The organism is Acinetobacter lactucae, from assembly GCF_001605885.1.
Lineage (GTDB): Bacteria > Pseudomonadota > Gammaproteobacteria > Pseudomonadales > Moraxellaceae > Acinetobacter > Acinetobacter lactucae.
Genome location: NZ_LRPE01000009.1, coordinates 83,675 through 107,071, shown reverse-complemented (window position 1 = coordinate 107,071; position 23,397 = coordinate 83,675). Strand labels below are relative to the sequence as shown.

General features: G+C 36.1%; 19 protein-coding genes. 9 read left to right on the top strand and 10 right to left on the bottom strand.

Features of this window, described 5'->3' with window-relative positions; all coding sequences use genetic code 11:
- Positions 1 to 138: 138 nt before the first annotated feature.
- From AWW73_RS04205 to AWW73_RS04195, 3 genes are all read right to left on the bottom strand, one after another.
- The gene (locus AWW73_RS04205) at positions 139 to 774 is read right to left on the bottom strand and encodes a TetR/AcrR family transcriptional regulator (RefSeq protein WP_062848840.1); all 636 of its coding nucleotides are present in this window, start codon (positions 772 to 774) and stop codon (positions 139 to 141) included.
- A gap of 198 nt (positions 775 to 972) precedes the next feature.
- On the bottom strand, positions 973 to 2,340 hold the full coding sequence (locus tag AWW73_RS04200) for an NAD(P)/FAD-dependent oxidoreductase (protein ID WP_062848839.1): 1,368 nt from the start codon (positions 2,338 to 2,340) through the stop codon (positions 973 to 975).
- Between the two features lie 79 nt (positions 2,341 to 2,419).
- The gene (locus tag AWW73_RS04195) at positions 2,420 to 3,175 is read right to left on the bottom strand and encodes a hypothetical protein (RefSeq protein ID WP_062848838.1); all 756 of its coding nucleotides are present in this window, start codon (positions 3,173 to 3,175) and stop codon (positions 2,420 to 2,422) included.
- Positions 3,176 to 3,255: 80 nt separating this feature from the next.
- Here AWW73_RS04195 and AWW73_RS04190 point away from each other — a divergent pair, with 80 nt between their 5' ends.
- Both AWW73_RS04190 and AWW73_RS04185 read left to right on the top strand, forming a co-directional pair.
- Positions 3,256 to 3,852, top strand: a complete 597-nt coding sequence (locus tag AWW73_RS04190) for a TetR/AcrR family transcriptional regulator (RefSeq protein WP_031948456.1) — start codon at positions 3,256 to 3,258, stop codon at positions 3,850 to 3,852.
- A 137-nt stretch (positions 3,853 to 3,989) separates the two neighbouring features.
- Positions 3,990 to 4,397 (top strand): hypothetical protein, encoded by a 408-nt coding sequence (locus AWW73_RS04185; protein ID WP_031948455.1) that lies wholly within the window; start codon positions 3,990 to 3,992, stop codon positions 4,395 to 4,397.
- Positions 4,398 to 4,440: 43 nt separating this feature from the next.
- On the opposite strand, the gene AWW73_RS04180 is transcribed toward AWW73_RS04185, so the two are convergent.
- The 4 genes from AWW73_RS04180 to AWW73_RS04165 form a co-directional block, all read right to left on the bottom strand.
- Complete coding sequence (locus tag AWW73_RS04180; protein WP_062848837.1) at positions 4,441 to 6,447, bottom strand: esterase/lipase family protein; 2,007 nt, start codon at positions 6,445 to 6,447, stop codon at positions 4,441 to 4,443.
- 153 nt (positions 6,448 to 6,600) lie between these two features.
- The gene (adeC, locus tag AWW73_RS04175) at positions 6,601 to 7,995 is read right to left on the bottom strand and encodes an AdeC/AdeK/OprM family multidrug efflux complex outer membrane factor (protein ID WP_062848836.1); all 1,395 of its coding nucleotides are present in this window, start codon (positions 7,993 to 7,995) and stop codon (positions 6,601 to 6,603) included.
- A 79-nt stretch (positions 7,996 to 8,074) separates the two neighbouring features.
- A complete protein-coding gene (locus AWW73_RS04170; protein ID WP_062848835.1) occupies positions 8,075 to 11,185 on the bottom strand; it encodes an efflux RND transporter permease subunit in 3,111 nt (1,036 codons plus the stop codon).
- Complete coding sequence (locus AWW73_RS04165; protein WP_062848834.1) at positions 11,185 to 12,330, bottom strand: efflux RND transporter periplasmic adaptor subunit; 1,146 nt, start codon at positions 12,328 to 12,330, stop codon at positions 11,185 to 11,187. The genes AWW73_RS04170 and AWW73_RS04165 overlap by 1 nt, the downstream gene beginning before the upstream one ends.
- 146 nt (positions 12,331 to 12,476) lie before the next feature.
- Here AWW73_RS04165 and adeR point away from each other — a divergent pair, with 146 nt between their 5' ends.
- The 3 genes from adeR to AWW73_RS04150 all read left to right on the top strand — a co-directional run bounded on the left by adeR (position 12,477) and on the right by AWW73_RS04150 (position 15,060).
- Positions 12,477 to 13,205 carry an efflux system response regulator transcription factor AdeR gene (gene adeR / locus AWW73_RS04160; protein ID WP_062848833.1) on the top strand — a complete coding sequence of 243 codons (729 nt, stop codon included), beginning with the start codon at positions 12,477 to 12,479 and terminating at the stop codon, positions 13,203 to 13,205.
- A gap of 48 nt (positions 13,206 to 13,253) precedes the next feature.
- Positions 13,254 to 14,324, top strand: a complete 1,071-nt coding sequence (adeS, locus tag AWW73_RS04155) for a two-component sensor histidine kinase AdeS (RefSeq protein WP_062848832.1) — start codon at positions 13,254 to 13,256, stop codon at positions 14,322 to 14,324.
- 220 nt (positions 14,325 to 14,544) lie between these two features.
- Positions 14,545 to 15,060, top strand: a complete 516-nt coding sequence (locus AWW73_RS04150; protein WP_062848831.1) for a phytanoyl-CoA dioxygenase family protein — start codon at positions 14,545 to 14,547, stop codon at positions 15,058 to 15,060.
- 96 nt (positions 15,061 to 15,156) lie between these two features.
- Here AWW73_RS04150 and AWW73_RS04145 read toward each other — a convergent pair whose 3' ends face one another.
- Positions 15,157 to 15,729: a hypothetical protein gene (locus AWW73_RS04145; protein WP_062848830.1), complete on the bottom strand. Its 573-nt coding sequence runs from the start codon at positions 15,727 to 15,729 to the stop codon at positions 15,157 to 15,159.
- Between the two features lie 436 nt (positions 15,730 to 16,165).
- On the opposite strand from AWW73_RS04145, the gene AWW73_RS04140 reads away from it, so the two are divergent.
- A complete protein-coding gene (locus tag AWW73_RS04140) occupies positions 16,166 to 16,810 on the top strand; it encodes a TetR/AcrR family transcriptional regulator (protein ID WP_031948445.1) in 645 nt (214 codons plus the stop codon).
- 584 nt (positions 16,811 to 17,394) lie between these two features.
- Complete coding sequence (locus AWW73_RS04135; protein ID WP_031948444.1) at positions 17,395 to 18,264, top strand: phytanoyl-CoA dioxygenase family protein; 870 nt, start codon at positions 17,395 to 17,397, stop codon at positions 18,262 to 18,264.
- 209 nt (positions 18,265 to 18,473) lie between these two features.
- On the opposite strand, the gene AWW73_RS04130 is transcribed toward AWW73_RS04135, so the two are convergent.
- The gene (locus tag AWW73_RS04130; protein ID WP_062848829.1) at positions 18,474 to 19,379 is read right to left on the bottom strand and encodes an alpha/beta hydrolase; all 906 of its coding nucleotides are present in this window, start codon (positions 19,377 to 19,379) and stop codon (positions 18,474 to 18,476) included.
- Between the two features lie 72 nt (positions 19,380 to 19,451).
- Positions 19,452 to 20,984: a flavin-containing monooxygenase gene (locus tag AWW73_RS04125; protein ID WP_062848828.1), complete on the bottom strand. Its 1,533-nt coding sequence runs from the start codon at positions 20,982 to 20,984 to the stop codon at positions 19,452 to 19,454.
- Between the two features lie 534 nt (positions 20,985 to 21,518).
- On the opposite strand from AWW73_RS04125, the gene AWW73_RS04120 reads away from it, so the two are divergent.
- Positions 21,519 to 22,490, top strand: a complete 972-nt coding sequence (locus AWW73_RS04120) for an aminotransferase class IV (RefSeq protein WP_062848827.1) — start codon at positions 21,519 to 21,521, stop codon at positions 22,488 to 22,490.
- A gap of 223 nt (positions 22,491 to 22,713) precedes the next feature.
- Positions 22,714 to 23,325, top strand: coding sequence for a TetR/AcrR family transcriptional regulator (locus AWW73_RS04115; RefSeq protein WP_062848826.1), 612 nt, complete (start codon positions 22,714 to 22,716; stop codon positions 23,323 to 23,325).
- The last annotated feature ends 72 nt before the right edge of the window (positions 23,326 to 23,397 follow it).

Here is a 23,397-nt window from a genome sequence, read left to right as displayed (position 1 = left end):
AGTGTTTATATTTTTCTTTAAATTACATAAGAATATTAAAATTTTAGGACAAATAATTAGTACGTTAAAATAACTTTTTTGTACTCTAAATAGATTGAAATATTACCCATCTTATAACTGATAAAATAAACAGCCTATTTAGCCACTACCACTATGAGTAGCGATGAACATGTCGACAGCTGAGCGGCAGTAGGATTTAATTGTGTTATCGTCTTCTGCTTTTGCATCATCGAAACGTGCAATAATCCGGAGGTTGGATCCTTTGAAAAGCGCAACAAACAAGTGGGCGGACTGAAGAGGATACGGCACGTTTAGAACCTTCTTCATGTGTAACCGACGGAGTAGTGCCTCAATTTGTCTAATGACATGAACGAACACGACTTCGTAATGTAGTTTGCTTAAAATTTTTTGGTTTGTCCTATCAGCTATGATCATAGTCTCAAGACTACGGAAGTCCGAGCTCAATAGAGTACAAAGTAGAGATGATCCCACTGACATAAGCTGTTCTTCGGCTGAACCATCGAGATCTTTTAGAAAAGCATGAGTTGCAAAATGTTGGCAGCGGGTGGCGACAACCGCGCTGAAAAGGGCTTCTTTATTCTCGAAGTGTCTATAAATACTCAGCTTAGAAATATTTGCACGTTGGGCGACCATGTTCAATGTCGCTGCTTTAAAACCTAATTCTACAAATAGTTCGTATGCTGCATCGATTATCGTTTGGCTAAGTGTTAGATTGGCAGGCCGACCACGTTTGCCTCGATTGTTTTTAGTCACAATAATTACTATCCTTTTTATTCTAATTAATAAATTTTGATATCAAAAAATAACGAATGCGTTGAGTCGAAATCACTGTTTGAATTGATCATGGGCTTAGATAGGGCAATATTTAAAGCTAGGCTTAGAGGAGATTTTTAAAATGGACTACAAGAATGTAGCCCATTAATTATTTACGGTACTAACAAATGCTTAGCCCTATGAATCCTTTTTAGCAGCAAGCGCTTTGCGGTCAGTTAGACGATCATGGAAGGCTGCTGCCTTGAAACCTGTTTTAAATACACACCACTGGAGTGGTTCAGGTAGTGTAGAAGGAGTCTTGTGGTATAAGTTCTTCAGAATAGGATTTTCTACTCCTTTAATTTTCTCGGCAAGGAGCTGTCCCATGAGTGACTGAGTCGCAAGCCCATGTCCCGTACAGCCCGCTGCATAGATAATATTTTGATGTGGTCCAGTTGATCCAACTACAGGCAAAAAGTCATAAGCCACACTAACGTAACCACTCCAGCAGTGCTTAATGCCAAGACCTTTCAATGTGGGATGACGCTCACGTAATGTCTGTGCCAGTGCAGCATAGGCGTCGTGATCTGGTACGTTTGGAGTTTTTGAACCGTAAACATAATTCAACTTCTTAACTGTCAACACCATTGTGTTGTGGGCAGTAAGACGATGACTTTCCATCATGAGGTGCGGTGTAATAATACCTTCTCGGCCAGGCCAACCCAGAGACTCCAATTGCTTTGGAGATAATTGGTGGGTTTCAATTGCCGAAACCCGTATTGGCGCAACTTTATCACGCAGCAATCCCAACTGAGGTGTGAAAGCATTTGTGGTTAACACCATGATGGGTGCGCTGGCACTACCACGAGCGGTTTTGCATGTAATGATTGGTCCTTCGTTATAAGAGAGCACTGGTGTTTTCTCATAAATCTTAACACCTGCCTGTATGGCTGCACGGCGTAAACCACTCACGTATTTACCTGGGTTTAGCGTGCCGCCGCGCTGTTCGCTACCAAACAGAAAAGCTGGTGGAATCCCACGAGCACGCATTTCAGCTTGATCTACAAAGCGAGTATGGGACCCTAGTTCTTCACCAACTCTCATACTGCGGCGTAGCCATTTTTCCTGCGAAGGATCTATGACAGCGCGGATAATGCCAGAAGGATTGTAATCACAATCAATGCCTAACTCGACTAGACGCTTTTCAACATAGGTCACACCCTCATCGTAGAAATTAACAAACTGCCTTGCACGATCAACGCCGAGGCGCTTGGCGAACACTTCGAATTCAATTCCCATACTACCGAGCAGATAGCCAGCATTACGGCCGCTGGCACCGAAACCACCGAACTCTTGCTCAAGTACGATGACTTTTGCACCACGAGCAGTGAGTTCAAGAGCTGTCGACAACCCGGCAAAACCAGCACCGACCACAATAACATCTGCACTAACAGAACCTTCCAGTTCCGGTTGAAGGTCGCTAGGCTGTTCTATCCAGCCACCTAAAAGACGAAATGGCATTGATTCAGGGTTGCCACTCATCACTTGTTTATCTGAATAATTCATTCGTTATCCTTCTATATCATTTCACAGTGCTAGAGCACTGGTTTTAATCCTTTTTAAAAACAATGCATTTGCTATGTTTTTACTGGCGAGCAGGAACAAAAGATTGCATAGAAACATTTTGTGATCGCTCTAGGGCTGTATATGCGTAATACAATTGAATAATAGAGAACCCCCAAGTAATAAAAGCCAAAGTCATAAAAATCATATGGTTGTCATCGCCAGGTATAGGGAAGAAGTCATATACGATAGCTATCGATAGACTGCTTATAACTGTTAATGTAGTAGCCAAAGCATGTACGATCTCTCTGGCACGTACCAAACAAATAATGAAGTAACAAAGGTAAATCACCAGAATTACCCACATAACTATGTAAAAATATGGACGTATTTCGTCAAAGAAATCCGCCAGAAAAACAACAAAAGTGCCGGCAAATGAAAATGCGAATAATAGAAACTCCTTAAGAGGAGAAGGTTTGTAATTATGGGTCAGAGCCATCAGGCCAAGCACGGCAATAATTGGCATACCGAAACTACGTGAGAATGAATCAAGAAACATAGTAATTGAAAGATTAACATTCCAAGCAGTCAACATGTAAGCAACAAAGTTAGTGGCAGAGAAAGCAACGATCCAACATTCTAAGCCGAGCAATATATTCTTTTTCTTGAGAAATTTTGCGCCGTACATCCAGCCAATAAGTGCTAATACAATACAGGCAACCAGCCCGCAAATATTTACAATTTCCAAAATAGCGGCATGTGTCATTTCATTGTTTGTTAGGATTTTTGATGCCGTAGCTTCCGTTTCACTGCCGGCATCTAGACCGAGAATTTTCATAATAGACTTCCTTGTAATTAATTGACTGTCATGTCAGTAAAATAATATGTTATGATTAATTAGTAAACTACTTTTTATTTATGGCGATAATGGAAAACAAAATAGGAAGGCCGAGTAAAGCACAGGAAAGGTCTTATGAAATTCTTCAAGCGGCTGTTTCTGTAGTGGCGAGGGAAGGACTCGAAGGAATTACTTTTGCCAAAGTAGCTGAAGCTTCAGGCATGCAACGTACTCTAGTACATCATTATTTTTCGTCACGTTCAGAGTTAATGAACGCTTTCATTGAACATTACATTTCGAAAATGGGGACTGAAATTATTCATCGTTTTAGTGGGAAACCATTGAGCGAACGAATTATAATGATGTTCACACCGGAAGTGTATCGGACTCAAGATGATTTAATCGTTTGGTTCGAACTGGTTGCTCAAAGTGCGAGAAATCCGTTTATCCAGCAAATGCTCCATACACTTTGGACAAAGCATTGGCTTCCGGATTTTGAAAATCAATTGGCACAAGAATATACAAAAGCACCTCCAGAGGCGATTAGCTCAGCGGCCTATGTCATTGTTTGTTTATTTGAAGCTTATTGGGCGTTCAGTATTCAAGGCGTCACTGATCAACATAGACAAAAGCAAATGGAGCAAACGGTATTAATGATTTTAAATGGGCTAAGCTAAATTTAATACTTAATAAAAATGTGAATATAGAGGGTGTTAAAGCTCTCTATAAATGGCTAGATCTTCTAAGGAGTAGTTGCGTAGTGAACAACAATAGGTAAGATAAAAGATTAGAAAATTTATAAAGTACGGTATCTATGAAGAAAAATTCAAAACTTGATCAAGATACACTTTTTATTAAATTACTATTTAAGTCATCTGCCAAAGTGACAGAAGATGAAGTTGAGTACTATCGAAAATATCCTGACCAAATTGACCAAGTCACAGCGCCTATTAATATCCACAAAATATTTTTATGGACTGGAGCACTTTTAGGAATTGTTGTAGTAGCAATCGCTAAACTCCTTAAATTTTCTGGTACTTTAGACTTTTTGTCAGAAGGCGTTTTAGAGTTCGTCATAGATATTATTTATGAAAGTGGAATTGCTTTAATTGGTGCAGCAGTGACCGCTTATATGCTCGGCGTCCTGCTGAATAAACAACAAGAAAACGCCGTAAAATGGCGAGAAGAAATTCGTAAACGGATAGAAGAAACTAAACAATAGATAGAAAAAAAGCTAAAGTGATTTCACTTTAGCTTTTTTATATTTAGTTTTTCTGATCATTTAAACTATGATTTATTAAATGTTGGCTCAATATACGACGAAGTTCTAATACTGTTTCAGGTTTTAGTTGGATTGAATGCCCACCTTTAATGACTTTTTCTGAAATAGCCCCCTCCAAATGAGCGCTCTTATAGGGAACGATACCGTCTGTAATGGTGTTTGGATCATCGCTTTTGGTGATATTGCCCATAATAGAGTGAAAAACTAGACCTTCTTTAGGGGTTATGCCTGAGGTGAGTTCCATAAACTCAGATTTATTACTCAGATCGCTAGGGCCATTTTGAAGTTTATTATTGATAGTTCTTACAAAGTCTTTAAGGTCGTCGTCATTACTTATCAATGTATCAGTTAAGGTTTTTAAAAATGTAGAGGGTAATCGAATAATTTTACGTGCAGTTAAAGTGAACCAACGATCGGCATAGTTTGTCCCCCGATGCGGAGCCGCAAGGAAAATGACGCGATCAAAGTTTGGAATGGGTTCCATTTTTAAACGTTCGCCAATTACAGGATGTTTTCTCATACGTGCTTGTTCATAGTTACTCATCATAGGTAAGGCTTCTTTTAAAATATCAGCATTACTCACTAAAAGCCGACTAATAATTCCTCCCATGCTATGACCAATTAAAACAGCATTAGTGGCAGCTGGATCTTGAGGATTAAGAGATCCAAATGCTTGCTTCAATAATGCGTAAATTTGAAAACGACTTTCCAAAATAGGCATATTGGTTGAGTAAAAGATTTGCCAAACTTGATAATTTTCACGTAACGTTTTATCTCCCATAATTTCATTGGTTACTGCAATCCATGCTTCTGGACTACTGGCAAGCCCGTGAACCAATACAATTACTTTTTTATTTGGATTATAGGGTTCAAGCATATATAAATGCGGCATGTTTAATCGTTGATTGCGGTCAATCAGTGTCAAATATGCAGCCGCACCTAGATTATTTTCGGCCAGCCATAAACCATAAGGTGCAGAAAAATTTGCTGCCAGTGAGTATTCTTTGCCCGCAATATTAATTTTTTCGACATTGTAAGGGTCATAGATTTTTATTTTGAAATCTGGACTATTCAATATGTCACTTTGGGTCGTTATTTTATTTTGTGGTTCGGCCACAAGAGTAGAAGCGAGATAATGGGCTTTATGAATATTGGGATTGATGCCATTTGGGTAGTTGTAAGCTAATGGATCAAGAATATAAGGGTTCTCTTTTTGAGATGGGTCTTCATTAGAGTGTAAAACCGCAACAAAATCTGAACCAAAACCATCACGACGGTTAATACTTCTTAAACCAGAAAAATTCATGTTGTAGCTTGAAGTGAATTTTTCAAGTTTTTTGCCTTGTAATTTTTGATAGGACTCAATATCAATCGTATATGTACTTTTACCAATTTTTATCTCGGAAGGAATTGTTGCGGAAGTATTCTTTTCACTATACACATTCACTAATTGATTGAGTGCTTGATTATAAAAATCTCGAATTTGTACTTGTCGATTATCAAAAATACGATCTTGAGGTTCGCGAGACGACTTAAATAAATAAGCATAGCTATAGCGAATAGTTTTATCTAAAGCGTGAAGTTCTTGTTCCAAACAGTCCCCATTGTTTGCTTCTTCAGCTTTAGCATTTACATTATTATTGGTTTTGCAATCATAAGACTCCGAAAGAGCTAAAGCTTTTGAGAGATAGAGTTCACTGGCAGTAGATAATAATTGATCTCCCTGAATTTGAGGAATTTTCTCTAAATCAGCAATACATGCTTCTGGAGTTTGCATGCAAATTTTTGCATCCATACCAGACATATATAAAACATTTAGGCTGGCTTCACTTAATTTTTTTTGGGTGAGAATACTATTACGTTCGTTTGAAATAGTGGTATGAAGTGTCTGTTTTTTCAAGCTCACCAACTGACAGCCACTTGTAACTACTATACTAAATAGGCTGAGAATACATAGGGATTGGCGTAGGGGGAATATTAGTATTTTCATAAATAGACCTCATAAATAAGGCAGGGCAAAATTCAACTCAACTGAATTAAATATGCGAAAAACAAATTTCTAATCGTCCTTTTTAGAAAAAATATGAAATTTAAAGGCTAATGATGATGCCTAATTAGCCTTTAAAGATTTTTTGAGAATAGGTTATTTATTTAACCCTCCACCCAAGGCTTTATAGAGTTCAATTTGATTATTTAATTTGGTTTGTTCGAGAATCAGTAAACCTTGTTGAGCCGAATATGCAGAACGCTGAGCATCCAAAACAGTCAAATAACTATCAATCCCGGCTCTAAAGCGGGCAGTAGAGAGTTTATAATTGGTATCGGTTGCAGACACTAAACGGCGCTGGGCATTTAAACGTTCTTCGATATGAGCATGGGCTGCTAAGGCATCATTGACTTCGCGGAAAGAAGACTGAATCGCTTTTTCATATTCAGAAAGTGCAATCTTTTGGTCGATCTCTGAAACCTTAATATTGGCTTTACGCGTTCCCCAGTCAAAAATAGGCAGGTCTATACTAGGACCAACTGACCATGCAAAGACGCCAGATTTAAATAAGTCTTTCAGTTCCGTTGATGCATATCCAGCTGAACCTGTGAGTGTAATGGTCGGAAACATGCGGGCTTTTGCAGCGCCAATGTTGGCACCAGCTGCACGAAGTTGATATTCAGCTACTTTTAGGTCTGGACGGTTTTGTAGTAAATCGCTACTTAAGCCTGTTGAAAAATTCTTTTCTTGAGTAATCGTTTTAACCGACTGAGTCGGAAGTAGTTTTGATGGAATCGCTTGTCCAGCCAAAAGATTTAACAAGTTCTGTGCTTGTGAAACTTGAGTTCTGTAGTTTGCGACATCATTACGTGCTGTTTCGACTGAAATCTGGGCTTGGCGTAAAGGTATTTCACTATCAATCCCGACGTTAAAACGTTTCTGGTTGAGATTGTATGAATCAAGTTGAGCTTTTAAGGTTTGCTGCGCAAGGTTTAAGTTTGCTGTTGCAAACGAATAGTTTAACCACGCTTGTGCAACTTGACTCACCAAACTAATTTGAGTTGAGTCTTTAGCACTTTGTGTTGCAAGGTAGTTATTTAATGCCGCATCTTTAAGACTTTTAACACGACCCCAAAAATCTAGCTCATACGCTGTTACACCTAATCCTACCTGAAATGTAGAATAAGGATTGTTAGGATCTACAGATGGGTTAACTTGCCTAATGGCGTTTGCTGTTGCACCAATGGTTGGAAGTTGATCATATTTAGTAATTTGGTATTGCTGCTGGGCACGCTCAATATTTAACGCTGCTGTACGTAAATCACGGTTATTATTCAAGCTTATTTCAATGACTTCCAATAAACGAGGATCGGAAAAGAAAGTTTTATAGCCTTGGTTAGCAATTGAAGGACCAGCATAAGTTTCAGCGAAATTTTGTGGAATATCAGACTTAACAGCCGGTTGAGGCGATTGCATACTTATACATGCAGTTAAAGTAATTGAAAGTGTGGAAATCATAAATCCACGAGATAAAACAGCCGACTTAGACATGCTTTTCTCCAAATAATAGAATAAATTTAGATATAAGAGGAACAAGGGAAATTCTTTAATTTCCCTTGCTTTATTTCATTTAAGATTTAATTTTCTGCTTGGAAGAAAACAGTTTTTCGGCCGCACCTAGTACAAAGATAAAGAACACCGGTACAAAGAAAATTGCCAAAATTGTTGCTGAAATCATGCCGCCAAACACGCCAGTTCCAAGCGCATGTTGTGTTTCAGAACTTGCTCCTGATGCAATGACTAAAGGCACAACACCACAAGTAAAGGCAAGGGAAGTCATGAGAATAGGACGTAAGCGAAGTTTTGCTGCGGCAACAGTAGCTTCAACTAAACTCATTCCTTCTTCTTTGAGCATCTTGGCGAATTCAACAATCAAAATTGCATTCTTGGCGGAAAGACCAATGATCGTAATCAGGCCAATCTTGAAAAACACATCATTCATCAGCCCTTTGCACATAATGGCAATGATCGCTCCAAAAATACCTAATGGCACAACTAGCATGACAGATAGCGGAATTGACCAGCTTTCATAAAGAGCTGCGAGTACAAGGAACACAACGAGCATCGATAATCCAAGTAAGAATGCCATTTGTGATTCTGATTGTTTCTCTTGGAGAGAAATACCAGTCCATTCATAGCCAATCCCTTTTGGTAATTTTGCGATGAGTTGTTCCATTTCACGCATTGCATCACCAGATGAAGTATCGAAGTTAGGAATACCCGCAATACTTAAAGATGGACGTCCGTTGTAGCGGTTGTATTGTTGGGGTGCTTTGTTCCATTGAGGAGTCACAACTTCTGATAAAGACACCAACTGGCCGCTGGCACCCATTACTTTAAGATTCAAAATATCCTTTAATTGCATACGTGATTTTGCTTCAACCTGCACAATCACTTGCTGCATGCGACCTTGATTTGGGAAGTCATTGATATACATCGAACCCATTGATGTTGAGATAATGTCTGAAACATCAGCGAATTTAACACCCAGAGCACTTAATTTTTCTCGGTCAATTTTTAGAGAAATACTATCTCCTTGAGGGAGGCCCTCATTCCAAACCATATAAAACTTTTTATTTTTGGCAGCCATTTCCATTAATTGATCTTGGGCAGCAAGCAATGCAGGCATACCTAAGTTCGCTCGGTCTTGTAATCGAAGACTAAAGCCAGAGAACGTACCTAACTCATCAATGGCTGGAGGTAGAACAGCCATTGATGTTCCTTCTTTACTATGTGCCATTGTTTGATTAATTGAGTTGGTCATTTCAGATGCTGAAGATGTTCTGTCCTTGAAATCTTTTAGTGTTGTAAAGGCAACGGCAACGTTCTGACCTGAACCACCGAAACCCCAACCTAAAATTGATGTATTGCTTTTAACATCCGGATTGTCTTGAATGCTTGCTTCAAACTCTTTCACGACACTTTTAGTTCGTTCAGTAGAAGCATCAGATGGAAGTTGGAAGGTGGTTAAAAACCAACCTTGATCTTCTTCGGGCATAAATGCAGTTGGCCAATATTTCATTCCAGCAAAAGTCGCAACTGTAATAATGATAAAGAGCACCATCATTGGAATGGAGTGTTTGATGACCTTAAAGAGAATGATTTCATACTTTTTAGTGAGATTATCAAAAGTACGGTCAAACCATGCAAAGAATCCTTTTTTCTGATGATGTTCATCAATTGGTTTAAGAATTGTCGCACAAAGTGCGGGGGTTAAAATCAATGCTAACAGTGCAGAGAATAAGATCGACACTGACATGGTCAGCGTAAATTGCTTGTAAATGATTCCGACCGAACCACTGGCAAAAGCCATCGGTAAAAATACAGCAGCGAGTACCAAGGTAATCCCAATAATTGGACTGGTGATTTCTTTCATGGCTTTAGAGGTCGCTTCCTTGGGAGGTAAGCCCTCAGTCGCCATAATTCGTTCGACATTCTCTACGACAACAATCGCATCATCGACGATAATACCGATGGCGAGCACCATACCAAACATGGTGAGTACATTGATTGAGAAACCTGCAATCAGCATGACTGCAAATGTTCCTAACAATGCAATAGGAGCAACAATTGCCGGAATGAGCGTATAACGGACATTATGAAGAAATAGATACATCACAATGAAGACCAAAACCATGGCTTCAAGTAATGTGTGAATTACCTTTTCAATCGATATTTTGACAAATGGAGCAGTATCGTAAGGAATACTAAATTGCATACCTTCCGGTAAATTAACTTTTAATTCTTCAATTTTAGCTCTGACACCTTCAGCAGTTTTTACAGCATTTGCGCCAGGGCTAAGCTGGATGGCTGCTGCGGTTGCTGGTTTACCATTTTCTAAAATAGCAAAGTTATATGCTTGTGAACCAATTTCAACATTCGCGACATCAGAAAGTCTAATGACACTACCGTTGATCTTACTTTTTAAGCTGATATTCTTGAATTGTTCAACGTCATTCAATTGTCCTTGGGCAGATAAAGGAACCGTAATAAGTTGTCCTTTTTCAGCAGGTAAATCACCTAAACGGCCAGGAGCGATTTCGACATTATTTTCACGAATTGCCGCATTTACATCACTGATTGAAAGACCATATGAAACTAACCTATTTGGATCTACCCAAATACGCATGGCTTTTTCGGCACCAAAAGATTGAACTTTACCAACACCTTCAACACGTTTTAACTCTTCAACGACATTTCGGACAAGGTAATCGCTCAGATCAACTTCAGAATATTGATTGGTAGGTGAATTAATACCCACTAACATTAAGAAGCCAGATGATGTCGCCTCGACTTGTAGACCTTGTTGACGAACAATTTGAGGAAGACGAGCTTCAACGGCTTTAATTTTATTTTGTACATCAACCTGAGCCATATCGACATCTGTACCTGGTTTAAAGGTAGCCGATATTTGAGCCATACCCGAAGTGTCGGTGGTTGCGCTGTAATAAAGTAAGTTTTTAACGCCGGATAGTTCTCTTTCAATCAGTGTCACTACACTGTCATTAATTGTTTTCGGAGTAGCACCTGGATAAACAGCACTAATGGTGACCTGTGGAGGCGCGACACTAGGGAAACGTGCTATGGGGAGTTTGGGAATACTAAGTAGCCCAAACAAGATAATGAAAATCGCAATCACCCATGCAAATACAGGGCGACGAATAAAAAATTGTGACAACATCATTGAGCTCCTTTAGTAACAGGTGCTTTCCAATTCGTTATTTCAAGCTTTTGTTTAGGTTGAATGCGATCAATTCCCTCAACGATGACTTTGTCACCTACTTTGAGCCCTTTATTCACTAAGTAGAACTGTTCATATTGCTGCCCAAGTTCAATTGGACGAATATCTGCAGAGCCTTTAGCATTGATGACATAAACCTGTGGATCACCATTGTTATTACGCTGGATCGCTTGAGCTGGTACAAGAAGGGCTTGAGGGACTGATGCTCGGTCAATATTGACACGCACATACATTCCAGGAAGTAATTTACGTTCAGGATTGTTTACTACAATACGAATGGTGACATCGCCTGTTTCAGGATCTACATTGATATCCTCAAATAGCATCTTTGCGCTAACATTGTAGAACTGACCTTGGCTATTAGAAATACGAACGGTTTTATCACTATTGGCAGACAACTCACCGCTTTGTAGTGCAGCCTGTAAACGTTCATATTCACCAATAGACTGCTTTACATCCACATAAACTTTGTCAATCTGCTGCACTGTAGCAAGAGTATTTGTGTCACCTTGGCTGACTAGTGCACCTTCGGTCACAAATGATTGCCCAATACGTCCAGAGATGGGAGCGCGTACTTTTGCGTATTGTAAATTAAGATTTTGACGTACCAGTAAAGCTTTCATTTGCGCGACATCAGCTAAAGCTTGGCGATATTCAGCCTGAGCATTACTGACTTCCTGTTTACTAATCGCATTACTTGGTAAAAGTTGTTCATAGCGTTCCAACTGGACCTTTAAACGTGCGACTTCAGCTTCGGCTTTATTGAGAGAAGCTTTATTGCTGTTTACATCAGCCTGAAAAGTTTCAGCATTAATTTTGTAGAGGGCTTGACCCGCTCTAACTTCACTACCTTGAGTAAATAATACTTTTTCAATAATACCGCCGACTTGCGGACGAATTTCAGCAGTACGGAAGGCTTGAACGCGAGCTGGGAGATTCTCGCTAAAATTAATGGATTGTGGCTTAAGACTTAATACACTGACTTTCGCCGATGGTACTTCTGGTTGTTTAGCTTCTTCGGAACTACAACCTTGGACAACCAGTCCAATAGACAAAAATAATGGAAGTAAAAAATGCTTTTGCATACTGTCCAACCCTATGGAGTTTTTGATGTTGTTATTATTTTGGGTAAGTGTGTAATCAAGATCTTTGAAATGTGGAAAAAGTGTGGAGATCAGCACATAAATAAGCGTATTATGATGTTTGTCTGAAATTTTTCGATGATTTATCTATGTTCGAAGCTTCATTTTCTTTTGATTGTCGTGATAAACAAATTCTTGTTGTAGAAGATGAATACGATATTGGTGACATTATTGAACAATATTTAAAACGTGAAGGCATGAGAGTTATTCGGGCAATGAATGGTAAACAGGCTATAGAAATTCATGCGTCACAAACAATTGATTTAATCTTACTTGATATTAAATTACCTGAACTTAATGGTTGGGAAGTACTCAGTAAAATTCGTCAAAAAGCACAAACGCCCGTCATTATGCTGACTGCATTAGATCAAGATATAGATAAAGTGATGGCCTTGCGAATCGGCGCAGATGATTTTGTGGTTAAGCCTTTCAATCCAAATGAAGTGGTTGCACGTGTTCAGGCTGTTCTTAGAAGAACCCATCAGAATAAAAAAACGGTTATCAAAAATCTGATTTATAAAAATATTGAAATCGATACTGAGATTCATAGTGCTTATATCAATCAGATGGAAAAGAAGACCTTACTTAACTTGACATTAACTGAATATAAAATATTACTTTTGATGATTAATCAGCCACATAAAGTATTTACGCGTGGAGAATTGATGAGTCAATGTTTGCCAGACAGCGATGCTTTAGAAAGAACAGTGGATAGCCACGTCAGTAAATTAAGAAAAAAATTAGAGGAATATGGGCTTGAACAGATGCTAATTAATGTCCGTGGTGTCGGGTATAGATTAGATCATCCCCAAGAATAATAGGATTGGACAGAAACAAGCCGACATACTGTAAGTTGAGATACGACAATGAAAAATAAATTAGGGATTAATAAGCAATTTTTTATTGCTTTTAGTATGGTGAATTTGAGCATCACTTTATTGTCTGTATTTCTAGGCTATGTAGTTTATAAGTATGCAATTGATCATGACTGGATTTCATTAAGTTCGCTGCAAGGAGACTTTACTGATTTTCATTTTATTGACTGGATTTGGCTAGGTACAGTCATTTTATGTGGTTCAATTATTTCTTTAATTATTGGAATGCAGTTAGCAAAAAGATTTATTGTGCCTATCAATTCATTGGCAGATGCCGCGAATAAAATTAGTGAGGGTGATTTGTCTGCCCGAGCAAATGATCAAAAAGTCCATTCTACAGAGATTTATACATTAATTTTAAATTTTAATGATATGGCTCAAAAGCTTGAAAGTTCTGTGCAAAATGCACAAGTATGGAATGCTGCTATTGCTCATGAATTAAGAACGCCTATCACAATTTTACAAGGTAGATTACAAGGCATCGTTGATGGAGTTTTTAACGCTGAACCAGAGCTAATCCGAAGTTTATTGAATCAAGTAGAGGGGCTGTCACATCTAGTAGAAGACTTGAGAACATTGAGTTTATTTGAAAATAAACAGCTTAGATTAAATATTGAGTCAGTTGATTTTTTAACATGTATTGAAAAAGTAGTACAGATGTTTGAGGAAAAGCTAATACAAGCAAAGATTACTATTGATTACGACATTTCACATGATTTTGTAAGATGCGATTCAAGACGTATAGAACAAGTTTTAATCGCTTTGATTGATAATGCTGTTAGATACTCAAACTCTGGAGTTCTAAAAATTAAGTCGTCAGTTGAACAAGACCAATGGACATTAGAAATACTAGATGAAGGACCGGGAATTCCACTTGAATATCAAAAAGAGTTATTCAATCCTTTTTATAGAGTAGAGCAGTCCAGAAATAAAGCTTTAGGTGGAACGGGGCTGGGCTTAGCAGTCGTGCAAGCCATTGTTTTAGCTCATTCAGGTACAATTGAATATGAAAATAAAGACTCGAGAAGTCTATTCATTATCACAATAAATATAAAAAGTTAGCCTTAATTGATAAGTGAGAAAGTAAATCTTTAAAAAAATATAAAGAATAAGAGAGTTATAAATATTAAACTATATTTGATGTGGTTTATTTGGCTTTTTATAAAAATTGATGATATTTAGTTTATAACTAAACCATAATTTATATAATTTAGTGGTAAGAAATATTTAAGGATGAGGAGAGTTACATGGTTATGGAACTAAAAAAGTAGATTTACAAACAATTTTTGATGCTCTTAACGCAGCCCAACCATTACACCGAGATTTAGAGAATTTCCCCGCTTTTATTGAGATGGGTAAAAAAGGACCCTGTGTTACTACAAATTGCATGATAGCCTTAACAGATTTTACTGAAGAAAATGGAGCTACGCGTGTAGTTCCAGGTAGTCATGAATGGGATAATTTTGAAATGTCTGATGAAGAACGCTTTAGACACCAAGAGACTATTCCCGCTCTCATGAAAGCAGGCGATATGCTAATTTGGGAAGGTAAGGTTATCCATTCTGGCGGTGAAAATAAAACTGGTAATGAATATAGACGGGGTACTTCATTGCCAATGATTCCAGGATATTTTACTCCTGAAGAAACTTATCCATTTTCAATAGATCTAGAAATTGTCAGAAATTTACCTGCACGTGTTCAAAAAATTATAGGTTTTAGGTCAATTTTTCCGAAAACTGGTAATGGACTTTGGCAACATAATTTCGAAAAATTAGAAGACTATTTAGGCCTAAATTAGAATTCTTTTTGAACTTAAGTGAAGTAGTTTATATGGCTAAACTTGAGATATAAACTACCGCCACTGATCTTAGACACTTTACTTAATGACCGATTTTTAGGTGTTTGAGGAAAGTTTATAAAGCAATTGCGTAGAGATAAAGGCTAGGTCTGTTGAGTTTATAGAAGCTTTTACCGATAAATCTGAACTGAGCCTAAAAGCATCTAGATCATCTTCCCATTTATGACTTCCGAGTAATAAATCAAAATCAAGGCTGTCTAAATTATTAAAATTAGTTATACATTTTACTGAGGAAAGCACTTCAGGCTTATTCATATCCTGTGGGTTAAACCTTTCAATATAACTCATAAATTTTTGAGCATTATTAGATGTGTGTTTTAAATTGAAATCTTTTATATAAATTTCTGAATTACAATTAGTTTTGATTGACCTTATTAAATCTAACTGTACTTTATATAAAATTAAATTCTTCTCTAAAATTGTATCCATCTCTACTAAGCTACTAATTACATCAAATTTAAAATAATTATTCTTTTTTATATATTTAACTTGATTGTTATCCCAAAAATTACGGATTAATAAAAAGCCATCTTTTTGAAGATGTAGATGTAAATTCTTAGGAAATAAAGTTACAGAGAATTCTGTAACATGTTTGAGTATAAATTCCATTTCTAGCTCCGTATGCATCTTCTAACAGGTGGAAATCTAAATTTTTTATCTAGAGTATTTTTTAGTTCTAAAACAAAAATTACTTAAATTTCCTTTAAAACTCTTAGAGATTATAAAGCTTAAACTATTTTTATTATAGTTTAGTTGTAAAATGTACATGATTTTAATTTAAAATATTTATATATATTAAATACTTATTAGTTTTAATTTTAATTATTCTTTTATTAAGCTATATTTGTTTTTGCTTATTGAGGTGTTAAAATAAGCCCTATATAACTCATGTGAATCATTCTTTTTTAAGAATTACACAGTCAATAGGCTTAAAGGTGAATAAATTTACTGAAAAGATCTATAAAAAATATTAGTTTGGACAAAGTGTTAATCTAAAGTAGACTTTCATCAGTAGGTTGTGAAGTTTTATATGTGGTGATCTGTAGTGAATAATATTCGTGTAAAACGCATTCGTGCGCCTCAGCAAAGGCAAATAGAAAGAACCAATCAAATTTTAGATTGTATGGAAGCTTTGCTCAAAGAAAAAGAAATAAACGATATTAATCTGGTCGAAATTTCTGACTTAACTGGAATAGCATTACCTTCAATCTACTATCATTTCCCAAATAAAAATAGCATATTGGTTGCTCTTACTGAAAGAGTTCATGAAAATTGGAGACAAAATATTCGTTCAAAAATTAGTCCTGATATTGAATCATGGCAAGAGTTAATTTGCCAGTTTATATCTATTGGTGCGAATCATCTTAGAGAAAACTCATATGTACCTAAACTAATTTTAAATAATAATTCACCAATGGAAACTAGAGAAGTTGATTCAAATCAATGTGCTGCTTTAGCGATGGCAATAATGGATAGTCTAGATAATTACTTTGAAGGGATTAACAAAGCTCGTTATACAGAAAAAATGATTATTGCAGTGTATATCTTAGATGGAATTTGGAAAAATGCTTTTTTTCAGTATGGCTCGTTACCAGATGAAATTGTAAAAGAATCCCAAAGAGCATTGATTTCTTATCTAAGAAGTTATTTTCCAGAAGACTTCGAACCCAAAAAGAAGCTAGAGGCTTAAAAATTAAGCCTCTATGAACTCTTAATTGTTAAGAGTTCATAGAGTGTTTTTTAAATTTTTACTTCAATATTTCACAGCTATAAAATTCATATTTCTCATTTATATAACAATAAAGCATAGACTTAAAAGAGACAAATAAAAAAGAATTGTTTAGATTACAGAAACTTATAGTAGCGAAGCTAGCTTAATAAAATAGCCGAGAATACAATTCAGGCAATAAGTTGATTACTAAAATATATTGTTTATAAATAAAAATTAATTATTTCTTATCAAAACCTTATGTCTTTTTTAACTTTGCCTAATTAACATAAATCTCAGAAATTTTTTCAATTAGTCAGTAGCTGATTTATGGGATCAGGAATCCAAAAAATTCTTACTAAACTATATTAATTATAGTTTATTTTTGGTTGGAATAGTTTTATTATTAAAAAATAGCAATTAAGCTATAATAATTGTAGTTTATTATATGTTTGATAGATCCTACAATGGATACAAGTAGCAATATTCTATAGGCATGCTTTTGCAACTTTAAAAGTAAAGCAAAAATGCTTTAAATATTAAATAGTTAAAGAAAAGGACGTCATATGTCATTAACAAAGCTAAGTAAAGATACCGAAATCAATGAAATTGTTTCTACTATCATGAAAGATGGTGGAGTAATTATTGAAAATTTTTTAAATGAAGAGCTTAACCAAGAAATCTATCAAGAATTATCTAAACAATTAGATAGTATCCCTGATGGTGAGGATGAATATTTTGCAGGTACTAAAACACGAAGAATGAGCCGATTATTCTCACGTTTACCACAAATGCAATTGGTCGCAATGAATCCAGTCTTTTTTGAAACTGCAAAAGCTATCCTTCAAAAGCCTTTACATTTTTGGAGTGGTGAAAATAGAGTAGAACTTATCCCAGACGTTCAAATCGGAATGACTCAAGCCATTCAAATTTGGCCAGGTCAAAAAGCTCAACCTCTGCATCGTGATGATGCCGTATGGATGTGGCGTCATCCTATATATGGGCGCGAAGCACGTGTACAAATTATGGTTGCTGTTACTGACTTTACTGAAGAAAATGGTGCTACAAAAGTGATCCCTCAAAGCCATTTATGGGATGACCAAAGAGGGCCTCAAATAGATGAAGCAGTTTCTGCAGAAATGAAAGCTGGGGATGCTTTAATCTGGATTGGATCAACTTATCATGGCGGGGGAGAAAATGTTAGCAGTGAACCTCGAATTGGTTTGACTATGTCTTATGATTTAGCTTTTTTAAGACAAGAAGAGAATCATTATCTTTCTATGTCACCTGAATCAATGAGTAATTTTTCAGATGAGCTGAAGGGGCTATTAGGCTGGAACATGAGTAGTACATTTGTAGGGTTTGTGGAGCATGAGGGTAGAATGATGAATCCTCTTGATTTATTAAATGCTCAACAAACTAGTCAGAAAATCTAATATTTATTATTAAATATTTTAGAGCCAAATAGAGTATGAATGATTATACTTTATTTGGTTTTTTAATATATTTTTATCTATTTAAAATTTATTTCTATTTTAAGAATAAGTTAGATTAAGTTGATGCTATTAAAATATTTTCTATAAAAAATGCAATTCAACACTGTATTATTGAATTGCATGATATTCAATTTAATTAAAATTACTTTTCAAACTGTACTTAGATGTTTTTCTAAAAAGTTAATTTGATCGGTAAGTAACTTTTCTTGCCATGGAGTAGCGTAAAAATCAAAGTGATCAATTGGGTACTCAATTAATTCGGTAGGACCTTTCATTAAGCTTGCAGTTTTTCTGGCAGCATCTGGTGGAGCAATTTGATCATTGGCTCCTACTTGTACTAACGCAGGGCATTGTATACTTTTAGCAAAAGTGATAGGTCGATTTCTAGTTATTTCTAAGGCTGCTCGAGCACAGACTTCATTACGCCACGTCGGGCCAGCCATTGATTTATAATTCTCTTCTGCGCCAGGCGTACTAATCATTGCAGCCGTTCCAGGTTGTCCCACAATTGGAATGGTGTGAGAGTCTTGAAGCATAATTGCCCTAAATTGATCTTTCAAGCCATGGGCAATAGCGGTGGTTAATTGTTTGAAACCGCCATATTGGAAAACTTGAAAAAGAGCGGCTAAACCATCTGTTGCAGGATTCATAGAAATAACAGCTGAAACTTTTTGATCTTGCGCTGCAACGGTAATAACATGACCACCAGAGTAAGAGGTACCCCAAAGTATTATTCGGTTTCGATCTATATAAGGTAGATTCCGCACAGTTGTAATTGCTGCTTGGTAGTCTTCACGCTGAGCTTTATAGGAAACATTTTGTCTTGGGAAGCCGCCAGATTCTCCAAAACCACGATAATCAAAAATAAAAGTATCAAAACCAGCTTTGTTTAAGGGTTCAGCAAAATTTAATAAACCTGTATCTTTAGTGCCGCCAAAACCATTCGCCATGACAATGCATGGTCTACCTTTTGAATTCATATGTTTATCGGTAATTGCAGGAATATACCATGCTGAACATGTAACTCCTTTACTTGTAAATTTGATATTTTCCATAATATTTTTTCCTTTATATTCAGTCGCTTATCTGGGTGAATTTAATAAGAGACTGAAATTTTTTATATATGATTAAGCTTGTACTTTTGCGCCTTCTGGTGATGGGTCCGTAACTACAGTCAATTTTTTCTTTGGGATGATCTGACTAAACTGTAATTCCTTATCAAATACAGGTCCCTTATCAAGTCTTTCAAGATCAAACTCATAATCCTGTAATAAAGTCCATGGACCTTCGGTACCTGCCTTAGGGAATTGTGCAATACTTCTTTGAATGTACCCAGAATTCAAATCGACAAATGGTACACGTTTCATATTTTTGTTACTGATGACTGGTGTAAAAATTCTATATTGGTTCTTATCCATATAGTCTAAAAGTCTACAGAAGTGTCTCCAAATAAGATCAATTTTTAAGGTCCAGGCGATGTTGGTATAGCCAAATGCGAACGCAAAATTAGGTACATCTGACAACATCATTGATTTAAATATCGTAGTGTCTGGATAGTTTATTGCTTTACCATCTACAGATAATTGAATGCGACTAAATGGCAGAGCATTTAAGCCGGTAGCTGTAATAATAATATCGGCGTCTAATGTTTTCCCGGATTTTAGTAAAATACCATTTTTGGTAAATTTATCGATATGATCGGTTACTACTGACGCTTTTCCAGAAGAAATAGCTTTAAACATATCTCCATCTGGTACTACGCATAGACGTTCGTCCCACGGATTGTACTTTGGCGAAAAATGAGTAGATACATCAAAATCTTTAGGTAGTTTTCTTCGTACATCTGCAATTAATAAGCGGCGCATAGCACTTGGGAATTGACGGCTTAATTTATAAACTGCTCTACTTAACGTAATATTCTTACGTCTAATAAGATCAAAGGCACGTTTTGGAGAAAAAAGTTTATTTAAAGTATTGGCGATAGGATCTACACTAGGAAGCGCCATTAAATAGCTCGGAGATCTTTGAAGCATAGTGATATGCTTAACTTTTTCAGCCATAGCTGGAATTAATGTGACTGCAGTAGCACCACTACCAATAACAATTACTTTTTTACCCGTATAATCTAGGTTTTCAGGCCATTGTTGAGGATGGATGATTTGACCTTGAAAGTCTTCAGTTCCTTTAAAATCTGGCGTGTAACCACTGTTGTAGTCATAATAACCTGTGCTTAGGATTAAGAACCTAGAACGCAAAGTGGTGATGTCTTTTTGATTTTTTTGTTTAACTTTGACTGTCCAAATACCTTCATCAGATGAAAATTCTGCATTTGTTACAGAGTGGCTAAGACAAATATGCTTTTCAATATCATTCTCTGAAACTGTTTCTTTTAGATAATCGCAAATCATTTTTGCACTACCAAAAGTTCTTTCGCTAGTCCAAGGCTTAAAACCAAAAGCAAAACATTGCATATCTGAATCTGAACGGATACCAGGGTAACGGAATAAACTCCAAGTCCCGCCAATTTCATCACGGCCTTCTAATATTTTAAATGTCGATTGTGGTCTATATTTCTTTAAATGATAAGCAGCGCTAATACCTGCGATCCCTGCACCAATAATTAAAACATCAGTAATGACTGATTGATCTGATGAGCTCATATCTTTTTCCTCTTTACATAATTTCAGTAAATTGAGCACCAGTTAGATTTCTAAGATGATGATTTTTAATCTTCATTCTTCCTTGACTCTGATGAACAAAAGCCTAATTCCTATATGTCTATTCAGGTTTATAAGCCTGCTCTGGTAAAGGAAAAGAGGCATTCTTTTATTATTAATTTATCAATTACACTGTGTCAATGACTTGTGGTAATTATTGAACTCTACAGTTTAATTTTGAAGTTTTTAAAATAAGCTGTTGATAAATATAGATTAAAAAATAAAAAATATTTTAATTTTTTTAAATTGTTGATTTTATTTAATTAATTTAATTATCGATATGCACTTATTTTTTATCATATTTATTGGAAAAAATATAAAAAGTAATTGAATCTCATAGTTTATTAGAAATTTTAAGTAACATTAAATAATATCAATTATTGGTTAATTTCCATTTTATACAAAATTATTGCTTTTTTAATTTTATTAAGTCATATTTTCTATAGATTAGTTGTGTTGCACAAAAGGAAGTTGTAAATGGTTATACAAGTCGAAAAAATCATGGCTGAACATGAATTACATCAGCGTGCAGAACATGAAGAGCAATATTCTTATGGAAGTGCATTTTGTAATGGACAATACGTACCAATACAAGAAGCATCTGTCCCATTAATGGATGCTGGTTTTTTACATGCAGATGCGGCATATGATGTGGTTACGGTTTCTAGAGGTGCTTTTTTCCGTTTAGACGACCACTTGGATCGCATGGAAGCATCATGTCAAAAATTCTTTCTTGAAAATCCGTATAGTCGCGAAGAAGTTAGAGAAATTCTTACAAACCTAGTTAAATTGACAGGTTTAAAAGATGCCTATGTTTGGTGGGCTGTAACTAGAGGGCCTTTAAGCAGTGCAAGCAGAAAAAATCCTGTATTGCAACAAAATGCTATGTTCGCTTTTGTGTCACCATACTTCTTCCAAGCAGATGATGAACGTAGAACAAATGGCTTAGAAATATTAATTAGTAAGCACTACAATCGTATTTCTGAGAAAGCTGTAGATCCAACAGCTAAAAATTTCCATTGGATGGACATGAAACTTGGTCTTTACGAAGCTCGTAGTCAAGACAAAGATTGGGTTGTTTTGACTGATGGAAATGGTTATTTAACAGAAGCTGCTGGCGCCAATATTTTTGCTATAAAAAATAATGAAATTTATACTCCAGATTCAGGATGTTTGGAAGGTATTACTCGAAGAACTGTCATTGAATTGGCTAATGAATTAGGTGTGAAAACACATATAACAAAAGTGAAAGAAGATGAGCTTTTAGAAGCTGACGAAGCATTCACTTCAAGCTCAGCTGGTGGTGTTATGCCTATTCAAACAGTTGATGAGGTGGTTTTACCGATTGCACCTACCAACGAAAATTCTTTAGCTGCTAAATTACATGATTTATATTGGACAAAGCGTTGGGACGGTTGGTTAGCGACGAAGATCAACTATGATTCTTAAATTTTTATAATATAAAAATAGTTAAGCCTATTTTGTTAAATAGGCTTAACTTGTTTATAACTAAAATATCTGAAACTTATTAAAATAATACTTTTAATTTTATATAATTGATTGTTAAAGATAATTTGAAAATCTGTTTATTTATGAGCTAAAATAATTTAAGTCTTGTCGAAATTTTTATTAATACCTACAATGGCTGCGTGCCCATTTGAACTAGGATAGTATGACAACCGCTCCTCGCCGCCGTAGACCAAAACACGATCCAAAAGAATCTGAGCGAGAAATATTAGAAGCTGCTGAACAGTTTTTAAGTGAACATCATTTTCGTGAACTCAATGTTGATGAAGTTATGCGACGCACGGGTTTAAAACGCCCAGCTTTTTATGTCCATTTTCGTGATAAAAATGATCTTACTTTGCGTCTTGTCCAAAATATTAGTAAAGAACTATTTAATATTGCAGATCGCTGGTTAGAGGGAAATAATCCCCAAGAAGATTTACGTCGAGCATTAGTCGATTCAGTAAAAGTCTATGTGGAGCATGGTCGTTTGTTAAGAGCTTTTGTTGAAGCTGCAAGCGGAGATGAACGAGTTGAAAGCATTTATCGTGGTTTAATACAAGACTTTATCACCGCTGCTGCTCAGCATATAAAGGCAGAACAACAGACGGGAAAAATTAAAAAAAATGTAGAAGTAGAAGAAACAGCAAAAGCACTAATTTGGCTTGAAGAGCGATATCTTTCAGAAGCTTTCGGCCGTACTTCGCAAGTTAAACCCGAAATTGTAATTCGAGTATTAGAAAATATTTGGATTTCAACATTATATGGTATGAATTAGCAAGAATGGCGTAATAGATAGGCACTTTTTCTATTTTTTGACAGCTTTCAAGTTATATTCCATGTTCATTGA